Genomic DNA, 23,682 nt, shown 5'->3' on the forward strand with positions numbered 1-23,682 from the left:
GCGATCGCTACTTAGTATAACCTTGGACGGAAAAGATACCAAATGGGTTCTATATTCAATTCCATTACGGTTTTAACCAGAGGTAATTATCCATTATCCATTATCCACTATCCATTAATGAATCACCAACCCAATGAGTTATCGTCTAGCGATCGCTTGCTCCAGGGAATAGCGATCGCTACCAATCGCCTATTGACAGTCAAAGACCACCATGAGTCAGTTCAGGCTGCCCTAAATACCCTAGGGCCAGTTATGGATGTTGATCGGATTTATATATTCCAAAATCATCCTCATCCTGAAACTGGAGCATCTGCTAGCAGTCAGCGCTGGGAGTGGGTAGCTGAGGGCGTTCAGCCAGAAATTGACAACTTGGAACTGCAAAATCTTCTCTATCCAGAAATTCTGCCTCGTTGGTATGATACCCTATCGCAAAAACAGCCGATTTTAGGCATAATTAGAGAATTTACCAAAGTGGAGCAAGAACTATTACAGCCTCAAGGAATTCTGTCTATCTTGGTAGTGCCAATTTTTATCCGAGACTACTTTTGGGGGTTTGCTGGATTTGATGATTGCCACCAAGAGCGTCAGTGGAGTGACAGTACAAAAGCAGCACTAATGGCGATCGCTGGCAGTATTGGAGGAGCAATTTCTCAATGGCAAACTGAAGCTAACCTCAAGCAACTCAATGAAACCTTAGAAGATCGAGTCAAAACCCGTACTGCTGAACTCGAGCAGGCAAAGGAAGTTGCTGAATCTGCTAACCATGCTAAAAGTGAATTTCTGGCCAATATGAGCCATGAACTTCGTACACCACTCAATGGTATTTTGGGCTATGCTCAAATCCTCAATCGTTCTAAGAAACTAGAGGCAAAAGAACGTCACGGGATTGAAATTATTCACCAATGTGGCTCTCACTTGCTAACTCTGATTAATGACATATTAGACTTGTCTAAGATTGAAGCTCGCAAACTAGAACTTAACAATAAAGAGATTCATTTCCCCTCATTCTTGCAAGGGGTGGTAGAAATTTGTCGCGTTAGAGCTGATAAAAAAGGACTTAACTTTATCTATGAAGCTGATGCGAATCTTCCCACAGGCGTTATTACCGATGAAAAACGATTGCGCCAAGTGCTGATCAATCTCCTTGGTAATGGTGTCAAATTTACTGAAACAGGAACTATTACTTTTAGAGTAGAAAATATTAAGTCATCAGATTTAACAGGAGAAAATTCTATGGCTTGTATCAACTTCCAAATTCAAGACACTGGAGTTGGTATTGCTACTGATAATTTGGACAAAATATTCCAATCCTTTGAACAAGTTGGTGACAAAAAAAATTGTGCCGAAGGTACAGGTTTAGGTTTAGCAATTAGCCAAAGAATTGTAGAATTAATGGGTAGTAAAATTCAAGTCAAGAGCGAACTTGGAAAAGGTAGTATTTTTAGCTTTGAGATAGATTTACCGATCTCTCACAACTGGATACAAAAAGCTGCCACGAGCAATGAGGAGCAAATTATTGGTTATGAGGGAGTACTTCGCCATCTACTCGTAGTGGATGACAGATGGGAAAATCGTTCAGTTTTGGTGGAGTTGCTGGAACCTTTGGGGTTTAAGGTGACAGAGGCCGAAAATGGTCAAGAAGCATTATACCAACTCAGACAACAAAAATTCGATCTGATGATTACAGATATACATATGCCTGTAATGACTGGCTGGGAAATGCTCAAGCATTTACGCAATGACGAGCAGCTCAAAAATACAATTGTGATCGTATCATCAGCATCAGTGTCAGATATGGATCGGCAAAAAAGCTTAGATGCAGGAGGTGATGATTTTCTATCCAAACCTGTAAATGCTAAAGAACTATTCACTTTGCTTGTTAAGTATCTACAACTAAGTTGGAAATATGAGAAAATTAAGTCAGAGGCAACTCCTACTATCACTCAAAATGATATTTTAGAAATAGTTGTACCACCAGTAGATGACTTACAAATCCTATTTGAGTTGGCCCAGGATGGTTTACTCCTCAAGCTAGCAAAAACTGCTGAACAAATTGGGCAAAAAAGCGCTCGCTATCTGCCCTTTACCCAGAAAATTTCACAACTGGCAAAACAATTTCAAACAGAAGAAATTGAGACATTAATCCAAAAATACCTTGACCATTAGTAACTATTCTCAACCATGAATCAAGAATTAGCACAACAAACAGGGATAATCTTAATTGTTGATGATACGCCAGCCAATCTAGATGTCCTCTCAGAAACACTCGATGCAGTTGGATATGATGTAGCGATCGCCACCAATGGAAAACGAGCATTAAAACAACTAGAACGAGAATTGCCGGATCTAATTTTATTAGACATAACAATGCCGGATATCGATGGCTTTGAAGTCTGTCAAAGACTCAAAACTAATCCCACTACTCGCAATATTCCTGTAATTTTTATTACCGCTTTAGCAGATACAGACAAGAAAATCAAGGGCTTTGAGCTAGGAGCCGTAGATTATATTACTAAGCCATTTCAAGAGCAAGAAGTCCTTGCTAGAGTCAAAACTCATTTACAATTAAGAAGGCTAACTCAAAACTTAGAACAAGAAGTAGCTATGAAAGTATTTTCATTACAGCAAGCAAAACAAGCTGCTGAAACTGCAAACCAAGCAAAGAGTCTATTTCTCGCCAACATGAGCCACGAACTCCGCACCCCTCTAAATGCAGTTCTCGGCATCACAGAGGGACTGCAAGACAAGGTATTTGGGAGTATCAATGAGCAACAAATGAAAGCTTTACAAACTATTGAAAGTAGTGGAACCCATCTGTTAGAACTCATTAATGATATCCTGGATGTCGCGAAAATTGAATCGGGTCAGCTACAGCTAAGTTGTAACCCCACTGCAGTAGCTCCCCTCTGCCAATCTAGTCTGGCCTTTATCAAACCACTTGCCCAGAAAAAATGTATTCAGTTAAAAACGAAATTGCCCCAAAATTTACCTGAGTTGTTAGTAGATGAACGACGCATTCGCCAAGTTTTAATTAACCTACTCAATAATGCTGTCAAATTCACTCCAGAAAAGGGGTCTGTCTCTCTGGAGGTTGAGGTCATCTCTGTCAACCCAGAGGCCACCGATGCACAAAACTTCCTCCGAATTGCTGTGATTGACAATGGCATTGGCATTGCCCCAGAAAACCTCAACAAACTGTTTCAGCCCTTTGTCCAAATTGATAGTTCCCTAAATCGCCACTATCACGGAACAGGGTTGGGACTTAGCCTAGTAAAACGTATTGTTGACCACCATGGAGGGAAAGTAGGAGTCTCTAGTGAGTTCGGCGTTGGTAGTTGCTTTACAGTGGATCTTCCTTGTACTAATACTATCCTCTTTCACCCCAAACTAGAATCTCACTCCGAAGCTAACATTAAGTCCACAAAGCTTGAACAGGAGGCAGCACCATTAATTATGCTGGCAGAAGACAATGAAGTGAATATCACTATAATTTCGAGTTATCTGAAAGCAAAAGGTTATCGCATTATTCTGGCAAAGGATGGAGATGAAGCGATCGCCCAAGCTGAGTCGCAAAACCCAGATTTGATTTTGATGGACATTTCAATGCCAAAGAAGAATGGTCTAGAAGTGATGCAGCATATCCGCCATACTCCCCATTTAGCCGATGTACCGATCGTTGCCCTTACTGCTTTAGCTATGGAGAGCGATCGGGAACGTTGCTTGGCTGCTGGAGCTAATAATTACCTCAGTAAACCTGTTAAACTCAAACAATTAGTAACTATGATTCAAGAACTTTTAACTACTAAGGAGAATAACTAATGAATATACCATCTGTTTTAGTAATTGACGATGAACCCAATAATTTTGATGTGATTGCAGCTCTTTTGAGCAATCAAGACTATGAGTTGTATTACTCTGACAATGGTGAAAATGCGATCGAAAATCTAGATGCCTACAACCCAGACTTGATTCTACTTGATGTAATGATGCCTGGAATAGATGGCATCGAAGTTTGTAAGCAAATCAAAGCTATGTCAAAATGGCAGGCAGTTCCGATTATTATGGTAACGGCATTAAACTCAAAATCAGACCTAGCAAATTGTTTAAAAACCGGAGCTGATGACTTCATTAGTAAACCTGTCAATGGTGTAGAACTGCGAGCCAGAGTTAAATCCATGCTACGAATTAAACAACAGTATGACAACCTACAAACCATGCTGAAATTGAGGGAAGACATGGCGAACATGGTAGTTCACGATTTACGAAATCCCCTGACTATTATCATGTTTGGCTTGGAATTAGTAAGAAATAAAAATTATCCCCAAGAAAAGCGAAACCAGAAACTGGAGCAGATTTATGCTGCAGCAAAAAGATTAGAGCGATTAATTAATGATTTATTGAACATGGCTTTACTAGAATCAGGTAAACTTCGTTTGAAGCGCAAAAAGGTAGAAATAATTGCTCTCATACATTCTAGCGCCTCCAACTTTGAAACGATCGCTGCTCAAAAAAATCAGTCTTTGGTAATTCAATTACCAACAACACCCATTGATATAGTTTCTGTGGATGTTAATCTGATTCATAGAACTATAGATAATTTGATCTCTAATGCAATTAAATTTTCTCCAAATAATAGTCAAATTATTCTGAATTTAGAAATTCTCAACTCTGGCGATTACAAAATCCAGGTCATCGACTCTGGTCCTGGTGTTCCCGAAGCAATGAAACAAAATATTTTTGAGAAATATGAAGTTGGTACAAAAATGTCAAATATTCCGCAAATCGGATTAGGTTTAGCCTTCTGTAAAATGGTTGTTGAGGCACATAATGGTAAAATCACCGTGAGCAACAATCAACCCCAAGGATCTATCTTTGAGATTACCTTACCAAGATCTAGGTAAAGTCAAAATTTAGAAATTGTTTGTCAAGTAATAGTAATTCAAAAAAATAATGTTACAAATAGTGTGAGTAATTCAGGAATTCCCAAGCTGCTCCTCCTAGACTAGAGGGAAAGAAAACCTTCTGTTGGAGAGCTGTTCCAGGTTCCTAGCCAACTCCTCTATAATTATGTAATATTATGTCCGGTAGCATTGGTATTGTATAGAGAAGGTAAGGAAGAAGGAAGCAGGAAGAAGGAAGAAGCTGTAAGAGAAGAAAAAACCTTAAATATGGTGGATATTTTCCCGGCTTTTACACAAACGATACCAACGGACATGATATAAACCTCTGATTAATTGTTATCTTGTAGCTATGGGCAATGCAGCAACTACTTAACATATAAAATCTAAATCATTATTAATAATAATTATTATTAATAATTTTTGAGGAAAATATTAAGTATACTTTTATGTGTAAAATATTTTACACTAAAAAAAATAAGTATTTTGTATGATATTATCCTTATAATACTTACAATAAATTGATTTTTGACAGCATATAAGGTAAAGAAAATATGTATAAATAAATTACTTTAGACAGATTGTTAAAAAAATGTTACAATTATGATGATAAGATTTTATTGAAAATAAATTCTAATAGTCGTGAGACAACTTCTATATTTATTCAAGCAATACCTAGCACCTGGAATAGTCGGATTAACAGGGATTACTCTTTCGATAATTGCTACCCTCGTAGTTTATCACTGGGAAATGGCAAAAGATCGAGAGCAGTTTCAACAACAATCTACTGTCTTAGTAAATGAGTTACAGAGGCAATTGAATAGTTACACCCAACTGACTAGATCTGTAGGTAGTTTCCTAAATTCGTCTCAAGAAGTTAGTAGACAAGAGTTTCAACAATTTACAAGCTCCCTATTACCCTATTATGACGGTTTGTTAGGATTAGGCTGGAGTAAAAAAGTAGAGAATCAGGAACGCTCTCTCTATGAGGAACAGTTAAAAGCTCAAGGACTGATAAATTTTAAGATTCACGAACATAACCCCAGAGGAAATCAAGTAGTGGCAGGCGATCGCCCAGTCTACTTCCCCATAACCTATATCGCACCTTTAAATAGATGGCAAAACTATATTGGTTGGGATGCTGCTTCAGACATAAAACGCTTGCTGAGTATAGAAGAAGCAGAACGTATAGGAGTGAGTATTAGTACGCCTTTAGTGGAATTAGAAAATGGTAAACCAGGGTTTGTACTTTACTATCCTATCTTTGGCCCAAATAACTTGAATTCTCCATCTCTTGAGGACGAAAACCCTGATACCAATAAAAAATTTCAAGGAGTTGTATTTGGTTTTTATGAAGTTCGGACTTGGATTGAAAAAGCCATCAGCAATCTCAATCTTAACGAACTTGATTTCTATCTCTATCGTTTACCAGAAGATCAGTTAGGTTCTGCTTTAAACAAAACTGCTGTTAATGCCACTGACTCTTTCCTTATAGCATACAAATCTAACTCCCAAAGCTTAACAGAATCTCCTCAAGTTGCCAACTTAGAAGCTATTGAGAACCCCACAGATCAATCATCATCTCTGTGTCGTTATAGCTCTGAATGGGAATTTTGTATCCGTTCGCTTCATACAGCACAACAGGAACTTTCCTTGTTAGTATTACCTGCTTCCGATCGTTCTATATCCAGTTGGCGTTGTGAAGCTGTTCTGGCATTAGGTTTATTAGTGACAGTATGTTTGGTAATGTATTTATTAATTTCCCAGCAGGCGACTTTAAAAGTTGAGGGCAAAAATCGGGAATTAGAAGAATTACTGCAAGAACTACACCAGACTCAACTAAAGCTAGTACAAACAGAAAAAATGTCAAGTTTGGGCCGATTGGTAGCAGGTGTTGCCCATGAAATTAATAACCCAGTCAGTTTTATCTCTGGAAATGTTGAATATGCGAGCGATCATTTTCAAGATTTGTTTTATTTGCTTGACCTCTATCAAACCCAATATCCTACTCCTACTCCAGAGATTGAAGCAGCTATTGAAGATACTGATTTAGATTTTATTGCCGAAGATTTACCCAAATTATTAAAATCTATGAAAGTTGGGAGTGAACGTCTGCGCGAAATAGTTTTGTCTCTGCGTAATTTTTCCCGGTTAGATGAATCAATAGTCAAGGAAGTAGATATTCACACGGGTATTGAAAGTACATTAATGATTTTGGCACATCGAATCAAGAGTCAGCCTCATCGCCCAGAAATTCAAGTGACTAGAGATTACGGTAATCTGCCTTTGATTGAATGTTATGCAGGTCAATTGAATCAGGTATTTATGAATATTTTAGCTAATGCCGTCGATGCTTTAGAAGATTCCGTTAAGGTAGGGCAGTTAAAGGAGCGATCACCTATAATTTCAATTAAAACAGCTCAAGTTGATACTGAGTGGATTACAATCCAAATTGCTGATAATGGTCCTGGTATTAAGACAGATATTCAAACTCGCTTATTTGACCCATTTTTTACAACTAAACCAGTTGGTAAAGGAACGGGACTTGGACTTTCAATTAGTTATCAAATTATTTGTGAGAAGCATGGGGGGTATTTACTGTGTTCCTCTGAAGAGGGAAAGGGTACAGAATTTATCATTAAGTTACCGATCGCAATCCAAGCTCAGAGATCTTTTGAAAGGAAGAAGGAAGAAGGAAGAAGTAAGAAGGAAGAATGTTTGAAAGATTAGGTAAAGTCCTGCTAAACTTATATGTTGATGCACTTTCCTATTAATTTTACTAAGTAGACCTGTCTAAAAATCAAAAATAAAATCAGTTATACCAATTCTCAAAAACTTTGCTATACTTTAATTTTATATTTATAAATACTACTTATTGACGTAATTTGATTGTTTACTAACTTATGTTATTTCTCTGGTTATTTTAACTACCTTCCAAGTGTAGCACTACTTTTTCTCAATGGTATTACCGAAAAATTAATAATTAATAATTAAATAATTCTGGTTGAAAGCCTCCCCTTGGATAGGGGAAAACAAAGACAATATTCCTTATATTCAATTCCCGAGCGGTTTGAACCAGAGGTAATTATCAATTATCCATTATCCATTATCCATTATCCATTATTCATTATCCATGAATGAATTCTCCCTATTTGCCTAACCTATGATTGATTACATTCGCAACGGCGAAGAAATTTACCGCCAATCTTTTGCTATGATTCGCTCTGAAGCAAATCTAGAGAGTTTGCCTACTGACTTAGCTCATGTTGCAATACGACTAATTCACGCCTGTGGAATGACAGATATAGTAGAAGACCTAGCAACTTCACAGGATGCAGTACAAATAGGTCGCGCTGCATTAATTAAGGGCGCACCTATTCTCTGTGATGCTCAAATGGTAGCCAATGGAATTATTCGCCATCGGTTGCCTGCCAATAATAAAATTATTTGCACTCTCAATTATCCAGAAGTGCCAGAAATGGCGCAACGAATTAATAATACTCGCTCGGCGACTGCTGTAGAATTATGGAAACCTCTAATTCATGGTTCTGTTGTAGCTATTGGCAATGCTCCAACCGCACTGTTTCACTTACTAGAACTCTTAGATAAGGGAATGGCAAAACCTGCTTTGATTTTGGGTTTTCCTGTAGGGTTTGTAGGTGCAGCAGAGTCAAAAGCGGAATTGGCAAGCAATAGTCGAGGCGTTCCATTTATAACATTGCATGGACGACGAGGAGGAAGTGCCATAGCTGCTGCTGCGCTAAATGCTTTAGCAAAGGAAAGCGAGGTATAATATTATTTTCGGTAAAATAGTTATAATAAGGCTCGTAGTTGGGCTTTAGCCCACAAAATATATAGAACCCCTAAGCGTATCTTTATAAATATGCGAGGAGATAGGAGGTAAGAGGAAAGAGGAAAGAGGGAAGATGTGGGGAGAAATAATAAAAAAAATTCAACACTCCTTGAGATAATTTTTCCTCATTCTTGATGCACGAAAAGACTTGACTTGCATAATTATATATATCTCAAATGGGTTCTATATAGCGCTACACCCAAGGCAAAAATCAAAAATAATCTATGAGTGAGGCGCGAAAATTTGGAAATGTCCTAAACTTTGCTTCAATTGGCATATTGATGAGGGGCTAAAGCCCAACTACAAACACAAATAAACTGTTTTTAACTGATATAATTCACGAATGACAGAACTAGGAAAACTATATGGATTAGGTATTGGACCTGGGGACCCAGAGTTACTGACTCTCAAAGCACACCGCATTTTAACTACTGTTCCAGTAATTGCTTACCCTACCTCAGAAAATGGCAAATCTTTGGCACGGGCGATCGCTGCTGAGTTTGTTCGTTCTGACCAGATTGAAATTCCGATGTATTTACCTTTTAATGTTAAAGAATCATCCCAACCCTATTATGACAAAGCTGCGGAACAGATTGCCGAATACCTAAAAATTGGGCAAGATGTGGCTGTTTTATGCGAGGGTGAACCGATGTTGTATGGCTCATTTATGTATATTTTTCAGCGACTTTCGGGGCGGTTTCCGACGGAAGTTGTACCGGGAATTTCCTCAACATTGGCAAGTGCAGCTATGCTGGGGGTGCCACTTACTTACCGCAATGATGTTTTGAGTATTATACCTGCTACTTTAGATGAGGTAAAGTTACGCGATAGGCTTACTGTTGCGGATGCAGCAATAATTATCAAATTAGGCAGACATTTTGCCAAAGTCCGCGAGATTTTGGATGAGTTAGGGTTGTTACATCGAGCGCTTTATATTGAAAGGGCAACCCAAACCGAGCAAAGAATTGTTGGTATTACTGAGGTTGAACCGAAAGAGGTTCCTTACTGGTCTTTGATTTTGATTCCTAGTCAAACCCAAGCGTGAAGTGTTATAATTGAAGTTAATATCATCAAGACTTACGCTTTCTCAGTCAAGAAACCGGGTTTATTACCCTAATTTGTTGTTCAAACCACGAAATTTTCTGGATAAACCCGGTTTCTGCGTAAGTCCTAATTAAATGAGGAGTCATGTCAACCACTAAAACACCAGTAAATATCACAAACTTACCCCTACGTCTGCTAACAGTAGATGAATATCACCGCATGGCAGAAGTAGGAATTTTACATCCAGATGAAAAGATAGAATTAATCGCAGGAAAAATTATTAACAAGATGTCACCCCAAGGAAGTTCTCACGCTGCTGCTATTCGACGGAGCGACCGCTTATTCAATAAACTTTTAAGAGGAGTCTCTGTGCAAAAACAACTTCCGGTTATCCTAAATAATTTTTCTGAACCAGAACCTGATATTGCAATAGTCAAAGCAGACTCTCTTGATTATGATGATGGTCATCCCACAGCAGAAGATGTATATTTGATAATGGAAATTGCTGACAGTACGCTCAAAAGTGACCTGGAGGTGAAGGGAAAGGAGTATGCTAAGTCAGGAATTGAGGATTATTGGGTGTTGGATGTGAACCATCGTCAGTTGTATGTGTATCGACAACCAAGTGAGTCGGGATATCAGCAGGAGATAATTTTAGGGGAGGATGAGGCAATTGCTCCTCTGGCGTTTCCTGATTCTAAGATATTGGTTGATCAGTTATTGCGACCTGTAGAACAAGTTAGGGAATAAGCAGCTAGACAGTAAACAGAGGAATTTTCTCATATTATTTTCCCCTGTTAAATTAATGACGAACTTTAATACCAAAAGTAAGTCAATTAATAACTTATTATAGATACAAATATTTTATTTTCAAAATTACTCAAAGAAAAATCCAGTTTTAGTGAGTTACTAGGATGAAATTCGCTTTTAGCTATGGCACAATGTTAAGGACAATCAAATAGTGTCCAAAAATTTAATTTCATCTATGACCAAAACTATACCAGAACTACCAACCAAATACGACCCTTTTGCTACTGAAGCTAAATGGCAGAAATATTGGGAAGAAAATAATACATTCAAGGCGGATCCCAACCAAACAGGAGACCCCTACTGTATTGTTATTCCTCCACCAAATGTTACAGGTAGTCTCCATGCAGGCCATGCTTTCAATAATTCTCTGATAGACACGCTTATTCGTTACCATCGGATGCGGGGTGACAATACTCTCTATCTCCCTGGCACCGATCATGCAAGTATCGCTGTTCAAACTATTCTGGAACGCCAACTTAAAGCTGAGGGTAAAAGTCGCTACGATATCGGGCGGGAAAAATTCCTGGAACGTGCTTGGGAATGGAAGGCGGAGTCTGGTAGCACTATTGTTAATCAACTTCGTCGTCTGGGAGTTTCTACAGACTGGACGCGAGAACGTTTTACCCTAGATGAAGGTTTATCCAAAGCTGTCATTGAAGCATTCATGCGTCTCTACGAACAAGGTCTGATTTATCGCGGTAATTATTTGGTGAACTGGTGTCCTGCTAGTCAGTCTGCTGTTTCTGACTTGGAGGTAGAAAATAAGGAAGTTAATGGCAACCTCTGGCATTTCCGATACCCCCTCACCGATGGCAGTGGTTATGTGGAAGTTGCTACTACTCGCCCGGAAACAATGTTGGGAGATACGGGCGTTGCTGTTAACCCCAATGACGATCGCTACAAAAATTTGATTGGCAAAACTCTGACTCTGCCAATAATGGAACGGGAAATACCTATTGTTGCTGATGAGTTGGTCGATCCTGAGTTTGGTACTGGCTGTGTGAAAGTTACTCCTGCTCACGATCCTAATGATTTTGAAATGGGTAAGCGTCATAATTTGCCATTCATTAATATTATGAATAAAGATGGCAGTTTGAATGAAAATGCGGGAGTGTTTGTTGGGCAAGACCGTTTTGAAGGGCGGAAAAATGTTGTCAAACGGTTGGAAGAAGAGGGAGTTTTGGTTAAGATAGAAGAATATAGTCATAGTGTTCCTTATAGCGATCGGGGCAAAGTACCTGTCGAACCCCTGCTGTCTACTCAGTGGTTTGTCAAAATTGAACCATTGGCAACGAAAACATTAGAATTATTAGATGAACACAACCAACCAAAATTTGTTCCCGAACGTTGGACTAAGGTTTATCGCGACTGGTTGGTAAAAATTAAGGACTGGTGTATTTCTCGGCAACTGTGGTGGGGTCATCAAATTCCTGCTTGGTATGCTGTCAGCGAAACTAATGGCGAAATTTCCGATAACACTCCTTTTATTGTTGCTCGTTCGGAGGCGGAAGCATTGGAGCAAGCAAAGGCAAAATTCGGCGATGATGTAAAAATTCAACAAGACCCAGATGTACTTGATACATGGTTTTCATCAGGTTTATGGCCCTTTTCTACATTGGGTTGGCCGGAGAATACTCCCGACTTAGCAAAATATTATCCTACTAGCACTCTTTCTACTGGTTTTGATATTATCTTTTTCTGGGTTGCTAGAATGACAATGATGGGAGTACATTTTACTGAAAAAATGCCGTTTGAAACTGTTTATATTCACGGTTTAATGTTAGATGAAAATGGTAAAAAACAATCTAAATCTCTTGGTAATGGTATTAATCCTTTGTTATTAATTGAAAAGTATGGAACTGATGCTTTGCGTTATACTTTGATGCGAGAAACTGCCGGAGCAGGACAAGATGTGAGGATGGATTATAATCGGGAAACTGATGAGTCGGCATCGGTAGAAGCTTCTCGAAATTTTACTAATAAAATTTGGAATGCTGCCAGATTTGTAATGATGAAATTAGGCGGTAAAACTCCTCAAGAATTAGGGGAACCAGAGGCGGATAAATTGGAGTTAGTTGACCGTTGGATTTTGTCTCGTTTCTATCAGACTGTGCAGCAAACTTGCGATTATTTAGATAATTATGGTTTGGGGGAAGCTGCTAAGGGTATTTATGAATTTATTTGGGGAGATTTTTGTGATTGGTATCTGGAATTAGTTAAGTCTCGTTTGCAGGGTAATGATGAAAATTCTAAGTTGGTGGCACAGCAAACTTTGGCTTATGTTTTGGATGGAATTTTGAGATTATTACATCCTTTTATGCCTCATATTACTGAGGAGATTTGGCATACTTTGAATCAGGTGGGAGAGGAAAAATGTTTGGCTTTGGAGTCTTATCCAAAGTTAGATAATTCTTTAATTAATTCCGATTTAGAAGGGGAGTTTGAGTTATTAATTGGAGTAATTCGGACTCTGAGAAATTTACGGGCAGAGGTTGATATTAAACCAAAGGTAAAAATAACGGCAATTTTGCAGAGTGAGAATGAAAAAGAACGGGAAATCTTGAGTAAAGGTGAGGTTTATATTCAAGATTTAGCTAAGGTTGAAAAGTTGAATATTACTCCTAGCGTTGATGCAGAAATAGGTCAGACTATTGCTGGTGTTTTTGGAACTGTACAAGTTCTAATTTCATTATCAGGAGTAGTAGATATTGAAGCTTTATCAGCTCGGTTAGAGAAGAAATTAGGGAAGTTAGAAAAAGAGATAGAATCTACTAAAAAAAGGTTGAGTAAACCTGGTTTTGTCGAGAAGGCAGACCCTAAATTTGTGGAGGAAACTAGAAATAATTTAGCAGAGGCAGAAAAGCAGGCAGAAATTTTGCGCGATCGTCTAAATCAGTTGAAATTAAATTAGGAGCAATCCTAAATAGGTTGCAGTATTTTATCGTAGGGGTTTGGTCTTCAAATCCGATTTTTTCCTTGGGTTTGGAGACCAAACCCCTACAGTTTTTCTCACAAATTATTTAGGATTAGTATGTATGCTTGGGTTTAGTTATTAGGTAACCCAACCTTTAAATTTATTAAAAATAAAAGGCGAAATTTGCCAGGGAACAGATATTTATTAGGTAGTCCTGCATAGTCATGGTAAAATCTAAATCGAAATTGAATTTTCTAGCTATGCACTGTCCTAAATGCCTATCTAGTAAAATCATTAAATATCGCAAGAATTACAGGTGTTTCAGAAGGATGGTTACAGATGTATGTTAATAGTAAAGTAAAGCAAGTTTTCTTTCTTGTTTTTTAGAAATTGTAATTTTAACTGCATTATTCAAACTGTGATAGCGTTCCATTGCAGCACTCAATATCAAATGCCCAAATTTTTTGGGTTCGCTCAATATTTCTTCCAAAAAAGAAGACCAGATTGATTGCTCATCATTATTAATAGCAATTTTTTGAAAAAATTTACTCCATTCTTGTTCTTCTGCTTTACTATTAGCATTAATAAGCAAGTTTAAAAGCTGTTGTTGTTCTTCAATATTTTCAATGGAATAATCAGAATACGTTAACAAAGTAATTCCTATAGGATAATAACTACTATCGTATTCTTGAAATACTCTTTTTCCTATGCTGGGAGACAAAGAATTATCAGATAATAGTTCTGTTAAGATTCTTGATATATGCGGATGACTTTCCTCGGCATCTAATATTGCTTTCCAAATAATTGCCCCTTTCAAAAATAAGTCTCTATCTTTTTTTTCGAGTAATTCTTTTAAAACCTTAATATTTTCTTTATTCAATAAATGTACAATTTCAAGTATAAAAACAATTGGACTAAATGAAAAATTATTAATAGATATACTATTAATTGCTTTGAGCAAACTTGTATCAGACTCAGTATACTCAATTAGCTTCAAACCTAGACCAAAAATCAACAAATTAACAAACTTATTGCTATCTTCTTCTTTGTTTATAAATGTTGGAACGCTCATAACTCGATCAAAGAAATCAACTATTCTTTCGACATCATTTTCTTCTAAAGACCATTTAAAGTCAGACGAAATTAAAATTATTAATATTTTTTTAAAGTCATCAAATTTCAAGCTTTTATCTTCGTTGTCTGGCATTATTTTAGATAAAAGCTTTTTATCTAAAACTATATATTGATCGTTGTTTTTGTAGAATGCAGTAGATATAAAATTACCAATTAATTTTTCTAACTCTATTCCCATTTGATTAGCAAGAGGAATAAGATTTGAAAAAAAATCATATACACCAATTTTATAAAGAATAGATTTAGCAAAATTAGCTATTTTCTCTTTTTCTAAGGATTTAAGACTATTATCAATAGTATTTTCTATTTGTTCGACAATCTCTACTTGCTTGTCATGCGTTAAAAAAGGAAGTAATTTATCAAATGCCTCTTTTTCTTTGTTAATTTGTAATTTACTTGCCAATAAAAATAGAGGTTGCTTATACAGAAAACTATTTAATAAACTGCTTTGATCGACTAAATTCTCAATTTGAACATGAGACAAGCAATTTAATAGATCGTAAATATATTTTTCTTTGTTGGGGTTGAGTAGTAATAGTAACCGTTGTGATAGAAGTTTTACTGTAGGGAATAACTCTTGATATTGCAATAAATACTCAATTTGATTCTGCAATTTTTCTTTCCTTGAACCTAATTTATCAAGGAAATCAAGTCGCGGCGGATCGTAAATAAAAATTTCACCGTATTTTTTATCATCTACCGTTATATCAATTTCCTTTTCCTTAATTCTTTTTCTGACAGAATGTGTATAAGAATCTTTATAATTTGGTAGCTGATAAATTAAATATTTTAATAATATGCAAATAATTAGTTGTTCGCCGATTGAATAAGCTTTTTTCTCACCAATTTCTGCAATCAACAGAGATAAACAATCATTCTTTGCACTCCGATGATATAGAGTTTTTGTAAGTAAATTAACTAATCGACTATCATTTGATAATTCTTCTTGATTTAATATCTTTTTAAAATATTCAAAATCTTCAAAAAAGATATTTTCAAATTCTGCTTCAAAATAATCAAAGTGTTTTTTTAGTTTCTTTGCTATCCAGTTAGAATCTGACTTATATTTAATAGCTAAATTTAGTGCTGAATTTATTAATGCTTCTTTTTTTGACTCTTCAAGTATAGTATCTAGTTTATTAATAAAGAAATCATTTGCACCAAAGTATTCTCCATAAATAAATAAACCAGAAATCAAGCAAGATTCCGGTAAAAGGCGTAGTTTTTCTTCTAATACTGGACGAAGAATTTTTTGTTTTTCTTCTTTCGTTAATCTACCAGTTAACGTTCTTAGTTGAGCATTTTGTTCCCTAGTTAAACCCCCTTCTAAAACCTTTAATCCGTCATCTACAGCAGAATACTGTAAATTCCCCTCATCACTTAATGCTCCATCAGCAGCAATTTGTAAAGCCAACCACGCACCAGGTTTTAAATAGCGATTTACTCCTTTTCTATCTATAGAACGCCATACCTCAGTTAGTTTAGTAACTTCTCCAGAAAAATTACGAGCAATTCTACCAGCAGCAAATAAAGTAACATTACGCCAGTGTTCGTAAGGAGCGATCGCAGTTAGTCTATCAAAACGTTGTTTCGTGTCTTTAGCTTGAACTAAATATATAGCTGCAAAAAATTCTTGAAAAGAACGAAGATCAAAACCGTAAAAACCAGCCTCTTTTTGAACTATTAAAACTAATCGTTCTCCTACCTCCCTAACCAGAAGATTCATTTCTTGAGCAATTTCTACTGCGGAGGTGCAATTACCTTTTTTTAGGGTGATAAAATTGGTAACTAAGTCTTTAAATTCACTTTCTGACAATAAAGATTTAATATTTTTTTTAATAGCGCGACGATGTATAGAGTATCCTAAAACACTATGTAAATTGAGCAAGAAACTTTCTTTACTTTTAATAATAGCTTTACCACCATCCTTACTTTCTTCCCTTCTAAAAATTGTTAACCAATATTCATTAAATAAATCTTCTCTTTGCGAAGGAGGTTTTCTACCACTTTTTATAATTATTAGAATAATAGTTACTTGTAAAGGAGTTGTTAATAACCCTTGAATATGATTATCGTCTTGACAATCTTGGAGTATGTTTAAGGTTTTAGAACTTTCTTCATGCGTTAATCTTTTAGCTTCTACCCACTTTTGAGCATATTCTGTAACTTTTTCTTGGCTGAGAAATTCTAATTCTAGATGTATGAATTGTTCTGGATCGAAGTAGTTATCATATCCGTTAGGACGAGAAGTTGCTACTACTGCTACATTGCTTTTTGTTGAAAATTCTTGCTCTGCTAGGAAGTCTTCAATCTTCTTAAGCATTTGCTTTTTTAACTTTGGCTCAACTACTTCATCAAGTCCATCTAGCAGCAATAAGCAATCTCGTTTACTAAATATCTCTTGTATATCTTGAGGACGAATATCACCTGGATGTTTAGCTAACTTACCTACTTTTTCTGCTAGATAAGAATCTAGAGCATCAATTTCAGGTTCATTTGCTAGCCATTGGGCAAAGTCTTTGAGAACTATCTGGAAAGGAATACGAACTATTTTAGGCTGATATCGATCATCGTAGTCTTCCTTTATCAGTTTTGCACGGTGTATTTGAGCAAGTTGTTGAGCAGAAGTTGATTTTCCTTGTCCTGGCCCTCCGATGATAACAATTTTAGGATGCAACTCTTGTAACAGACATCCCATTACTGATAATCTTCTTGAATCATCGTACAAAAAATCTTCTGCACTTATTCCCTCAGAAATTTCTTCATTAACTTCTTGTATTTTGTTGATTCTGTTACGAAAATTTCTATAAATTTCTTTTTGTTTTGCGACTCCTTGTCGTAAACTAACATCCAAATCTATAAATACATTATTCAGATAAGTTTCTTTCTCTGAATCTCTTTCTCCTGCTTGATCTAATTTAGCTACCCGTTCATCACGATAACACTGTCCTAGATACAAATTTAGAATTTCCTGTAATTTAGAATTAAGTGCAACACTTTCTGTTGAATCAGACTGACTTTGATAATTTGAAACATTTTTAAGTAATTCAATAATTTCGCGAACTCCGTCACGAAGCTCATCTAGCGTTTTGAGTTGTTCCAAACTTTTTATAATTTCTTGTATTCTTCTATCCTGATGAACTTGAGATGGTTTGAGAGTTAAAGGCAATACTTTTTGATAAAAGACTTTTCTAAAATCTTCTATTTCTCGTCGTATATATTCTGTCGTATCCTGTTGAGCATCAGCAGCCAGCTTTTGAATTTGTTGTCCTAATGTATTCCAATCCAGCAATTCCCAATTAACTGATTCTTCAATAGCTTCTTCTAAACGTGCTGGATTATTTTCTCTAAACTCACATCGAAAAGCTTCTTGAATCTCTGTCTGTTCAAATAACTTGAGTAGTGCTTCTTCTTTGCCTGCACCATACTCCACCAGCGTATAAGCATATACAACTGGAAAGTTATCAGGAAGATTTTCATGCTTGAGATTAAATTTATCTCTCAATTTAATAACTACTTCTTGACGCTCCATCACCTTCATTGCAATAGGAGTTGCGAAACCAGCGATCGCTTTAGTCAAGCCAGAAGGAAGTGTCATAATACAGTTTTATATTGTGGATATATTATTATTTGTATTAAATCAACCCATAATGTTGACAACTATTTAATTGATTTACCGAAAAATCAAGGTATAAAGCCTCTCCATTCATGGAGAAAACAGAAAAAAATTTCTTTTAGCCAATTCTCTCCCTTTTAGGGAGAGGTAATTATTAATTATTAATTATTGAAGGGTAGTCTTGCATAGTAGTTGTCAAGTACAAATTGTGACATTATAGTGATGTATGAAGTTCCAGATTGCTCCAATGTGATTACTTAATTTTTTGGAAAACGATAATGATTTTAGTAGATTGGCATTTAGGGCAGTGCATAGCTAGAAAATTCAATTTTGATTTAGATTTTACCATTACTATGCAGGACTACCCCTTTTCACTTTACCACACTTGATATTAATCATGCAAAATATAGAGGAAATTACTTCTTCAATTTTACAAAGTTCTGTGGCTCCCAAAGCTAACGAAATAGATAGTAACCCAGAACTACTAAAAACAGCTTTAATGAGTCTGGGAAAATCTGGTTTATTAGCACTACAAATTCCGCGAAAGTGGGGTGGTTTAGAATTAAAGCAACAAGATTTTTTTAATTATCAATTACTTGTAGCAAGATATTCTGGTGCATTAGCTTTTCTCCAAACCCAACATCAGAGTGCAGCAGCAATGTTAGCATCAAGTGAAAATGATCTACTACAACAACAATATTTACCTCATTTGAGCCATGGCAAAATCTTATTAGGAGTAGGTTTTTCCCAACTTAGACGTTCTGGGGAACCACCTGTTAAAGCTTTCCCGACTACAGGTGGATATTATATAGAAGGAACTGTACCTTGGATAACTGGGTGGAATATATTTCAGGAATTTATTATCGCAGCAAAATTACCTGATGGCAGAGCAGTTTTTGGCATACTTCCTTTGGAGGAAACTATTACATTAAATGGCAGTATTAGTTTCTCAGAAATTATGCCTTTGTGTGCTATGAATTCAACTAATACTGTTAGTGCTACAGTCAAAAATTGGTTTTTACCTGATGAGCGAGTAGTTTCTCTTAAACCTGCAAATTGGGTTCATCATAATGACAAACAAAAAGTTTTGCGCTTTAGTGCTTTCGCTTTAGGATGTGCTTTTGCAGGTATAGATATTATGATAGCAGTATCAAAAACTAAATCTTTTGATTTTATTGCAGATGCAGTTTCTTCTCTACAAGCTGAAGTCAATGAATGTCGAAATACAATAGAAGCAGCTAATAAAAATCCTGATACTGATTTTGCCAATAAACTGCACCTCAGATCCACATCTATTAACCTAGCCCAGCGTTGTGCTGCTGCTGCTGTTACTGTTTCTAGTGGTGCTGCTAATCACAAAAATCATGGAGCGCAACGGGTTTACCGGGAATCTCTAGTATACACAGTTTTTGGTCAGACTACAGCCATTATGGAAGCTACTCTCAAAATCTTAAGTTGTAGGGTATAGCGCTACGCGCAAGTCAGAAGTTAGAACTCAGAAGTAATCTCTGACTAAGTTTTCGGTGTGGAAATGCTCCGCAAACAGCATTTAGTAATGTCCACGCCCTTTGCTTCGACTGCTAGACAACTGAAAGTTTTAAGTGATAATATCACTGTACAGAAGTCATATATTCAAAATTCAAAAATCAAAAATAACTTTTGATTAACTGAACAGTTTAACTAATATCATTTCTGGCTAAATACTTATACATAAATGGTAATAGGGAAGAGGGAATAGAAGGGATAAGGAAAGACAAAGAAAATAGAAACCAATCTAGATCATATTTTTTTCTCCTGCTAAAACCCTCCTTTTATATCCTACTTTTCCCTATTCCGTCAAACATTTAATTTTCTGTTTATCTCTCAAATGTAAATGCTATAGCCATTCTCCGATTTAGTCTACTTAACTATCTAGCATTTATTAAGGATAATTATATTAGTAAGTAGGTAGGCGTGAATAAACGTCACTATGTAACAAAATGTTAAAGCAGTTGGAACCCTTGAGATTGCTTCCTTCTGCTCCGCTCCAGTCGCAATGACGTACTTGTAATTTTTTCACTTACCTACTTAATTGAAATTTTATTCTTACTATTTCAAATGAATTGTGATCTAGATCATTATTTTTTCAACAGAAGTATCACTAGGCAAGTTCAATATTATCACCAATTATACCTCAAGAAGTCACTTATTAAATACATTATAACACCATACAATAATATTATGTTCGAGATTAGGGAGGTAAGAAAAAATCATGGCTTTATTAATTCGTCCTTCAAGTGAATTTAACACAAAAAATAGTTCTTTACTACAGAAAAAGTTGCAAAAAACTCTAGCTACCAGGTCAGAACATTGCTGTGTAGTAGACCTAGCTAGTCTAAATTCTATTAATAATTATGGATTAATGACTTTATTTGCATTGCGTCGTATAGCTAAGAAGAATGATTGTAATCTTTATCTAATGAATTTAAATGATTCAGTTAAATATTGTCTAGAACTAACTGGACTAGACCAGATATTTGAAGTTAAGCAGAAGTCAAGGCAAGCTCATCTAAATTCTGGAAGCTTATGCCATTAAACTTTAGAAGAATATAGAGTCAGAATATGGAGTTAAATTTTATTCTGTAAAAATTTAGTATTTTTATAGTATTTTGAATGTTATAAATTGAGGCAGGGAATATGAGTTAGACCATTTCACGGAAGTCAAAAGTCATGCATTAAGATTTTATAGACTCGAAACTTCGACACTACAGTAATTTCAGGAAATTATTTCACATCTAAAGCTTAAAACTATTTATGAAATCTTTGAAAGTGAATTGGTATTACAATAATCAATCTGTTTCTCAGCAACCTTACTGAGATTAAAAATTAACTACAAGCATACGATAATTGACAACAGCTGTTTTAGCAGCAATTATCAATCTTAAATCATCTTTCTCTTCTATCGAATCATTTCTTTTTAATAAAAGCAAATATTCTTTTGATTGATTTAAAAAATACGCAGTATTTTTAACAAAATTTTCTAATATTTTTTCCTGGATAGGAGTTAATTTTCCTTTATTACAACATGGAATATGAATTGATTCTATCAATTCAATAGCCCTATCTATCAATGCTAAATTTTTAAATTTCTCTATTCGATAGATTAATATAATTCTTTTTAACAAGTATTCTAGAGAAGAAATTTGCTTATTGAAACAATCACCAAATATGTTTGAATGAGCGGTTTTGATTGTTAGAGAATTCATTTTTTCTGACAAAAATATAACCATAGAAATTTGCTTGTTGACAATAGTAAACCAAACTACTTTAATAATGCAATAGTCAATCAGTATCTTTACTGAATCTTCATATTGTTAATCAATGTCAATATATTAGCTTTTCAAATACTTCTAAATTCTGGATAAATAATAAATATGGTTGTAAAACACTGCATAAAATCATGTCAGACAAAAGAAAAAACATAAATAATTAATACCCTCATGGGTACTAATTTGTCGAAAAAGTTATTTTACCTGTATTAATTACTTAATAACTGAAATTTTACCTTCGATTTGGTAAAGTATAGAATCATTTCTCACAGTTTCCTCAATATTAGGATTAATAACTATCGCTAATACAGTAGCAATAAATCTTACAAAAAAATAACGTAAAACAGAGTTAATCTTAATCTTAATCATAATTAATGACTTTTTAATCAAGTTGATGATTTGCTGAAATTTTTAGGTCTGAAGCAAAACCTCAAACATACCAATACAATCACTTTCTGCGATCACATCTTGGTGGGTATGGAACATATATTTACCTGGAAAGGGATAGGAAAATTCGAGAATATGTCTTTCTGAAGTTCCCATAGTAGTAACATCTGTTTCTTTCCATGATTTAAGAGTCATACCAGTAGGATAAACCTGGAAAAAATTTGCATGAATATGAAAGGCTCAAAAGCCAAAAAAAACTTAAATTTTCTGTAGATATTCACCCTTGGGTTGACACGCTCCGATACCAGCGAACATTATATAAATATATTTTTTAATTCTCTATTTAATAGTTTTCATGTATAAAAAAAAGGGATAGGTATATTACCTATCCCTTCTTTGAATTTATTAGTAGATTAAGAGTTTAGTGTGATAACACAAGCAAAAATTAAGTTTCTTAAAACTGATACCTAATTTTTAGAAACCGTTACGACCCCAAACTACCATAGAAATAGAGAACCCGAACACAACTAAAAGGGAAACCCAACCTAATGACAAAATATCCATAACTGCTTTCAAAAAAAAGGAAAAATTTACTCCAAATCCTATAATATTTTATTTATGACATTTTGACTATCAGAGAATCAGATAGAACAGAATATTAATAGACATAAAACTCAGCTGATATGGTTAACTATTCATCAAATTTTACCTTCGCAGAAAGAATTGAATCTCTCAAAGCAGGAACTCTTGCTGGTATTTCACTATTTTTTACTTTCGGCGCGATCGCCCTTGGTAATAGCTTGATTTTGGGCCATAGTTGGGAATCATTGGCAAACTTAGAGATTATAACTCTGGACTGGAATATTTTATTTCAGGGCACAATCGCTTTTATTAGTGGATTTCTATTTGGTGTGACTTACCGTTATATTATTCGTCAGGATAGAAACCCTCATCTTAAATCTGGGGCAGTCTTGGCCTTTGGTTCTGTCAGAGGTTTGGGACAAATTGATGTGGGATTAAATTCTGAGGCCACATTTATTGATTTATGGCCTTTAATGGTATTAGGTATTGAGAGTGTAGTGGCCTTTGCTGTAGTTGGTCTTGTTTTAGACTTGGGTATTAATCAAAAATGGATTAAGCTTTTTTCTTCTTCCCCTAATCAAGATTAATATATAGCATTCAGTACTCATTTTTAGTCAAAACTTTATAGCTAATAGCTTTGAAGTTTTCTATTTCTCTTCAGCGATACTTCCACTGCTGTACCTCTGGCAAAATTAATTTCTTAAATTGTGAAAATTCGATAGTTTTCTCTCAATAATCAAAAAATATCTTCCAAAATCTTTTCTATTTTCAGTGAGATTTATATTCTTAGATTCTTAATCCTGATATAATTTCCGCTGGTATCGTTTGTGTAAATCCAAGTATGAATATTTACAGGAAATTTAAGTTTTTTCAGGCTTTTAAGCCTTCTCTCCTGGATAACTAATATAGAGTATATGTTCATAATTCTATCTACACTTCAATCTCCCCATCTCCCCATCCCCCCATCTCCCTATCCCAACTATATAACAAGTATTCAACCGGATTTAATATAAAACCTTCTTTCTTCTTCCTTCTTCCTTACCCTTACCCAATTATTAATTATTAATTATTAAATAATTCTGGTTTAAAGCCTCCCCTTGGATAGGGGAAAAAAAGTGCTAGGATATTTCCTTATC

The 23,682-nt window shown here is 35.4% G+C and carries 16 protein-coding genes and 1 pseudogene; 11 read left to right on the plus strand and 6 right to left on the minus strand.

Annotated elements, in window-relative coordinates; all coding sequences use genetic code 11:
* Positions 1-42: 42 nt before the first annotated feature.
* The 8 genes from ACP6PL_RS02460 (at position 43) to ACP6PL_RS02495 (ending at position 13,516) form a co-directional block, all read left to right on the plus strand.
* Positions 43-2,166: a response regulator gene (locus ACP6PL_RS02460; protein ID WP_426542179.1), complete on the plus strand. Its 2,124-nt coding sequence runs from the start codon at positions 43-45 to the stop codon at positions 2,164-2,166.
* A gap of 15 nt (positions 2,167-2,181) precedes the next feature.
* A complete protein-coding gene (locus ACP6PL_RS02465; RefSeq protein WP_426542181.1) occupies positions 2,182-3,819 on the plus strand; it encodes a response regulator in 1,638 nt (545 codons plus the stop codon).
* Positions 3,819-4,901 (plus strand): hybrid sensor histidine kinase/response regulator, encoded by a 1,083-nt coding sequence (locus ACP6PL_RS02470; protein WP_426542183.1) that lies wholly within the window; start codon positions 3,819-3,821, stop codon positions 4,899-4,901. The genes ACP6PL_RS02465 and ACP6PL_RS02470 overlap by 1 nt, the downstream gene beginning before the upstream one ends.
* Positions 4,902-5,540: 639 nt before the next feature.
* Positions 5,541-7,628, plus strand: coding sequence for a CHASE domain-containing protein (locus ACP6PL_RS02475; RefSeq protein WP_426542185.1), 2,088 nt, complete (start codon positions 5,541-5,543; stop codon positions 7,626-7,628).
* A gap of 433 nt (positions 7,629-8,061) precedes the next feature.
* On the plus strand, positions 8,062-8,691 hold the full coding sequence (locus ACP6PL_RS02480; protein WP_426542187.1) for a precorrin-8X methylmutase: 630 nt from the start codon (positions 8,062-8,064) through the stop codon (positions 8,689-8,691).
* Positions 8,692-9,094: 403 nt separating this feature from the next.
* Positions 9,095-9,796 (plus strand): precorrin-2 C(20)-methyltransferase, encoded by a 702-nt coding sequence (locus ACP6PL_RS02485; protein ID WP_426542189.1) that lies wholly within the window; start codon positions 9,095-9,097, stop codon positions 9,794-9,796.
* Positions 9,797-9,939: 143 nt separating this feature from the next.
* Entirely contained in the window at positions 9,940-10,545 is a 606-nt protein-coding gene (locus ACP6PL_RS02490; RefSeq protein WP_426542191.1) for a Uma2 family endonuclease, read from the plus strand.
* Between the two features lie 235 nt (positions 10,546-10,780).
* On the plus strand, positions 10,781-13,516 hold the full coding sequence (locus ACP6PL_RS02495) for a valine--tRNA ligase (RefSeq protein ID WP_426542193.1): 2,736 nt from the start codon (positions 10,781-10,783) through the stop codon (positions 13,514-13,516).
* Between the two features lie 349 nt (positions 13,517-13,865).
* On the opposite strand, the gene ACP6PL_RS02500 is transcribed toward ACP6PL_RS02495, so the two are convergent.
* Together ACP6PL_RS02500 and ACP6PL_RS02505 are read right to left on the minus strand one after the other, a co-directional pair.
* Positions 13,866-18,251, minus strand: a complete 4,386-nt coding sequence (locus ACP6PL_RS02500; RefSeq protein ID WP_426542195.1) for an NACHT domain-containing protein — start codon at positions 18,249-18,251, stop codon at positions 13,866-13,868.
* A 213-nt stretch (positions 18,252-18,464) separates the two neighbouring features.
* Positions 18,465-18,554: pseudogene (locus tag ACP6PL_RS02505) on the minus strand (IS1 family transposase); the annotation flags it as partial.
* 112 nt (positions 18,555-18,666) lie between these two features.
* On the opposite strand from ACP6PL_RS02505, the gene ACP6PL_RS02510 reads away from it, so the two are divergent.
* Positions 18,667-19,737, plus strand: a complete 1,071-nt coding sequence (locus ACP6PL_RS02510) for an acyl-CoA dehydrogenase family protein (protein WP_426542197.1) — start codon at positions 18,667-18,669, stop codon at positions 19,735-19,737.
* Between the two features lie 783 nt (positions 19,738-20,520).
* Positions 20,521-20,844 carry an STAS domain-containing protein gene (locus tag ACP6PL_RS02515; RefSeq protein ID WP_426542199.1) on the plus strand — a complete coding sequence of 108 codons (324 nt, stop codon included), beginning with the start codon at positions 20,521-20,523 and terminating at the stop codon, positions 20,842-20,844.
* Positions 20,845-21,127: 283 nt separating this feature from the next.
* Here ACP6PL_RS02515 and ACP6PL_RS02520 read toward each other — a convergent pair whose 3' ends face one another.
* The 4 genes from ACP6PL_RS02520 to petN form a co-directional block, all read right to left on the minus strand.
* Positions 21,128-21,514 (minus strand): hypothetical protein, encoded by a 387-nt coding sequence (locus ACP6PL_RS02520; RefSeq protein WP_426542201.1) that lies wholly within the window; start codon positions 21,512-21,514, stop codon positions 21,128-21,130.
* Between the two features lie 276 nt (positions 21,515-21,790).
* Positions 21,791-21,946: a hypothetical protein gene (locus ACP6PL_RS02525; RefSeq protein ID WP_426542203.1), complete on the minus strand. Its 156-nt coding sequence runs from the start codon at positions 21,944-21,946 to the stop codon at positions 21,791-21,793.
* A gap of 42 nt (positions 21,947-21,988) precedes the next feature.
* Positions 21,989-22,195 (minus strand): multicopper oxidase domain-containing protein, encoded by a 207-nt coding sequence (locus ACP6PL_RS02530; RefSeq protein ID WP_426542207.1) that lies wholly within the window; start codon positions 22,193-22,195, stop codon positions 21,989-21,991.
* A 243-nt stretch (positions 22,196-22,438) separates the two neighbouring features.
* On the minus strand, positions 22,439-22,528 hold the full coding sequence (gene petN, locus ACP6PL_RS02535) for a cytochrome b6-f complex subunit PetN (RefSeq protein ID WP_124144543.1): 90 nt from the start codon (positions 22,526-22,528) through the stop codon (positions 22,439-22,441).
* Between the two features lie 119 nt (positions 22,529-22,647).
* Between petN and ACP6PL_RS02540 the strand changes: the two genes are divergently transcribed.
* Positions 22,648-23,133, plus strand: a complete 486-nt coding sequence (locus ACP6PL_RS02540) for a hypothetical protein (RefSeq protein ID WP_426542205.1) — start codon at positions 22,648-22,650, stop codon at positions 23,131-23,133.
* The last annotated feature ends 549 nt before the right edge of the window (positions 23,134-23,682 follow it).

The organism is Dapis purpurea BLCC-M126 (assembly GCF_050015975.1).
Classification (GTDB): domain Bacteria; phylum Cyanobacteriota; class Cyanobacteriia; order Cyanobacteriales; family Microcoleaceae; genus Trichodesmium.